1 protein-coding gene is annotated in these 4,539 nt (G+C 74.2%); it reads right to left on the bottom strand.

All coding sequences use genetic code 11. The features are described from left to right. Window positions 1–27 precede the first annotated feature (27 nt). Window positions 28–4,410, bottom strand: a complete 4,383-nt coding sequence (locus tag ACFU8Q_RS39405) for an FtsK/SpoIIIE domain-containing protein (protein WP_384464414.1) — start codon at window positions 4,408–4,410, stop codon at window positions 28–30. Window positions 4,411–4,539 lie beyond the last annotated feature (129 nt).

Below are 4,539 nucleotides of genomic sequence, written 5' to 3'. Positions count from 1 at the left end.
GGGAGCCCTCTGCCATGGCTTGGGCCCTCAGCTCCCGGCCGGCGGAAGCACCGTCTCCGGGACCTGGACGGTGCGCAGCACGCCGTCGCCCAGGTGCAGGATCGCCCGCCCCGGGCGGGTCGCGCCCAGGCGGCTGCGGGGCACCTTGACGCCGATAAGTTCGCCGTCGCTCATGTTCTGCGGTTTCAGCAGCAGACCGCACCGGTTGCGGCGGGCCTCGGTGTGCCAGCCGGAGAAGCCGGAGGAGAGCCGGTCGGTCTGTCCGGAGATCACCAGGCCCCGGCCGTTCTCGGCACCGGACTTGGCGATCTGGGTGAGGACGGGCTCGGCCTTCGTCTTCAGCAGCAGGTCGGCGTCGTCCAGGATCACCACGGCCCCCTGCGGCGAGGACGCCAACGCCTCCTCCAGTGCGGTGGGGTCGATGTCGGACTCGTCGAAGACCGCGAGTACCCCAGGCCGTCCGGCGAGTTGGCGCAGCTGCGACCTGGCGGGCGCGCCTACGACGATCGGCGTCCCGGTCGACAGCAGCGACAGTGCCAGTGTCGCCAGGACGGTGCTGCGGCCCGAGCGGGCGGGCCCGGCGACGAGGAAGGTCGACGTGATGGCGAAGTCCGGCCCGGACGCGGTGAGTTCGTCGCCGCCGACACCGGACAGGGCCCACCGTGCGGACGGCAGCGGCTGCGGCACGTACCGGATCGCCTCGTCCCAGGTGAGCCGGTCCGGCAGGGTGTCGACGCGGAACGGCCGGGTGGAGTCCGGCAGCTGGGCCGCCCGCTCGCGGCAGTACTTGGCGATCTGCTGGAGCGCCATGGCCTGCGCCTGGCCTTCCGGGTTGTCCGTGAGGAGCGCGATCTGCACCTCCGCCTTGTCGGCGGCACGGAACGCGCGGCCCGGTGGGATCTCGTCGGGCACGTTGCGCTGCGTGATGCCGATCATCCCGTACTCGGACTTCTCGTTCAGCTTCAGCACGAGCTTGTCCTCGGTGGAGCCGTTGACCCGGCTGGAGAACAGCGCCCGGTCACCGGTCATCACCAGGTGGATGCCGACGCTCGCGCCGTCCCGGAGCAGGGTCAGCACGGAGCTCAGCAGGTTCCCGGAGTCGTACTCGCCGAGCTGCTTGTCGAAGACCTCCCACCGGTCGATGAACAGCACGATGTGCGGCGGCCGTTCGGCTTCCGGCAGGGCGCGGCGGAGCTCCGGCAGGTCGGCGCTGCCGCGGGCGGCGAGCATCTCCTGGCGCCGGGTCAGCTCCCCGGACAGCCGGGCGAGCAGCCGGGCCACCCGGTCGGGCTGGGTGCGCTGGGTGATGGCCCCGCAGTGCGGCAGCCCCTCGATGGGCAGCAGCGCGCCGTTGCCGCAGTCGATGCCGTACATGTGCAGCCGGTCCGGGGAATGGGCGGAGGCCAGGGTGCCGGCGATGGTGCGCAGTGTCTGCGACCTGCCCTGCCGGGGCGAGCCGATGATGTGCAGGTGCCCGAGCGTCGCCGGGTCGATCACCAGGGGCAGCCGGGCCTGTTGTGCGGGCAGGTCCACCACGCCGTACGCGACGGGCGCGAGGTCGTAGTCCGAGGGCGGGGGCGCCGGCAGTTCGCCGGTGACCAGGACCTCGGGCAGCGGCGGGAGCCAGGGGCTGTGCTGCGCGGGGATGCCCATCTCCCGGTCCGCTTCGCGGATCGCCGTGACGAGCCCGGTGAGGTCGGTCTCCACCTCGGCGGGTACGGCCGCGCCGCGGGGCCGCGCCGGGAGCGGCTCGCCGAGCCGTTCCCAGCCGACCGTCACCGCCCAGGGTGCCGGCAGCGAGGTCGCCGCGGCACCGGGCCGACGGCCGCCGACCCGTCCGGACTGGAACGGCACGAGGGAGTTCTGGCCCAGGCGCACATAGGCACGACCGGGGGTGCCCTGCGAGATCCCGGCGGCCTCGGCGGAGTTGAGGACGTCCTGGCTCTCGCCGGCGTCCGTCACCCGGAGCGCGATGCGCAGGTTGGTGTTGGCGCGGATCTCCGAGGAGACGACGCCGCTGGGGCGCTGCGTCGCCAGGATCAGGTGGATGCCGAGGCTGCGGCCCCGCTGGGCGATGTTGACCAGACCCTTCACGAAGTCCGGCAGGTCGCGCACCATCGAGGCGAACTCGTCGATGACGATGAGCAGCCGGGGCATCGGGGCGCGGCCCGCCGGGTTGCGCTCCAGCAACTCGACGTAGTCCTCGATGTCCTTGGCGCCGGCCGCGGCGAGGATGTGCTCGCGCCGGGTGAGTTCCGCCGTCAGCGACACCAGGGCCCGCTCGACGAGGTGGGCGTCGAGGTCGGTGACCATGCCGACGGTGTGCGGAAGGTCGACGCAGTCCTTGAACGCGGAGCCGCCCTTGTAGTCGACCAGGACGAACGTCATCGCGTCCGGACGGTTCGCCACCGCGAGCGAGGCGACCAGCGTCTGGAGGAGTTCGGACTTGCCGGAGCCGGTGGTGCCGGCGACCAGCCCGTGCGGGCCGTCGCGCCGCAGGTCCAGGTAGAACGGGCCGTCCAGGGAGACTCCGACGGCCGCCCGGGTCGAGCGGCCCCCGGCCGCCCAGCGTGCCCGGATGCCGGCGGCCTGCGGCGGGTCGAGGGCGAGGACGTCGAGCAGCCGCGCGGAGCCGGGAAGCACCGCGGCATCCTCGTCGGCCCCGCCCGGGTCCCGCAGCGGGCCCATCGCGCGGGCCAGCGAACGGCACCAGTCCAGGGACACCGCGTCGGGCCGGATGCCCCCGACGGTGCCCCTCCCGGAGCGTCCCACCCGTACGGTTCCGCCGGGCTCCTCGACGACGACGGCGTGGCACTCCTCGGGCAGCAGCCGCTCCTCGGCGTCCAGGCAGACCGCGCGGACGCCGACGGCCGGTCCGTCGCGCAGGATCTGCGCCACGCCGGGCAGCGAACGCAGCCTGCGGGCTCCGTCGAGGATGACGAGCACGTCGGGCCCGGCGGGCCGGCTCCGCCGGTCCTGCCGTCCGGCGCGCTCGACGATCAGCGCGGTGAGTTCGGCGACCCGCCGGGCGCAGGTCTCCGTGCCGTAGCCGATGCTGGCCGGGGTGTCGCCGGACTTCTTGCGCACATGCGGCAGCCAGCGCAGCCAGGACCAGCCGTCCCGGCCCCGTTCGCCGGTCGTCAGCAGATGGATCTGGAGGTCACGGGGGCTGTGCAGGACGGCGGCCTGGGCGACCGCCCAGCGCGCCACGGCGCGCGCGGCCGGGCCCTCGCCGGCGATGCCCAGGACGTCGTGCTCCCGCAGCGGAACGGTCACCGGGACGTCGTACGCGGTCCGCGGGTCCTCGCGGCGGTGTTCGTCCTTCGTCGGGTCCTGGAGCACCACGTCGGAGGCCAGATCGGCGGTTCCGATGCGCAGTTCGAGGAAGTCGGCGTCGGAGGTGCGGCGTTCCCACAGGCGTCGCCGGGGGCCGACGGCGGTCAGGACGACCTCGGCCGGGTCCGGGAATCCGCGGCGCCGGGCGGTGCGTTCGGCCGCCAGGGCCTTCGCCGCGTCGCCCTCGATGCGTGCCTTCTTCTCCTCGTAGGCGGCGACACTGTCGGAGTGGGTCTGGCGCCCGCTGCGTCGGCTCATCAGATAGTTGCCGAGGATCGCGACCGGGGAGAGCAGCCCGAACAGCAGCATCGACATGCGACCGAATATCAGTGCCCCGGCCCCCGCCATCACCAGCGGGGCCGCCGCGGTGATCCACGGGAGCGGCCGGGCGGCGGGCGGGGCGGGCGGGGAGGGCAGGGTGAAGCGGGTGGCGTTCTCGGCCGGCCGCAGCCGCGGCGGCCGGTTGTAGTCCCAGCCGGTGCCGTCCTCCGACGGCTGCACGGCCGCGTCCGGCTTCTGCGGGAGGGCGAGTTCGAGCAGGCTGTCTCCGACGAGGAGCTGTGCGCCGGCCGGCCAGGCGGTCGCCTCGGCGAGGTCCTCGCGGTCCAGTTGCAGGGTGCCGCCGCCCGGCGCGGAGGCGTCGGGCGTGATACGGCAGCGTCCTTGGGGGCCCACCGCCAGGACGGCGAACGGACGGTCCGGTACGGCGCGCAGCACCTGGGCGGTCCCGTCGTGCGCCAGCCCGATCCGGTACTCGCCCATGTCGAGCCGGTGCACGGCGCCCGCGCCGGTCCCGCCGACCGCACGGACCTCCACCAGCCCGTCCGGTTCGGCCGACACGGTGCCCGTCGGGCGGCCCAGGCCCACGATGGCCGCGTGGTGCAGCGGCGCGTCCCGCAGCCGCATATCGGCGGGCAGCAGCCGGTCGCCGGCGTACAGGCCGAGGCCCTCCGGGGGCAGGTGGACGCCTCCCGCCCCGGCCAGCGCCTCCGCGACAGCGCGCACGGGCGTGTCGGGGTCGGCGTCGAGGTGGATGTCGAACGCGTCACCGCCCTCCTCGACCACGGTCAACATCAACGACACGAGAACGTCCTCCAGCCGGCGTGAATGGGGGGCCTCGGCAGCCGCACTCGGCGGCTCCCGTGCCACTGACGGGACCTACGGCGCCCGTCCGCGGATGGTTCACCCGTCGCACCGGTGAAC

Origin of the sequence: Streptomyces sp. NPDC057543, assembly GCF_042801895.1 — a bacterium.
Lineage (GTDB): Bacteria > Actinomycetota > Actinomycetes > Streptomycetales > Streptomycetaceae > Streptomyces.
Note: the sequence above shows the minus strand (reverse complement) of the source record. Positions and strands in the feature narration are given on the sequence as shown.

Bases quoted from the DNA above. Each gene is read 5' to 3' on its own strand.
- ACFU8Q_RS39405 (WP_384464414.1), bottom strand. From the start codon at position 4,410: ATGTTGACCGTGGTCGAGGAGGGCGGTGACGCGTTCGACATCCACCTC.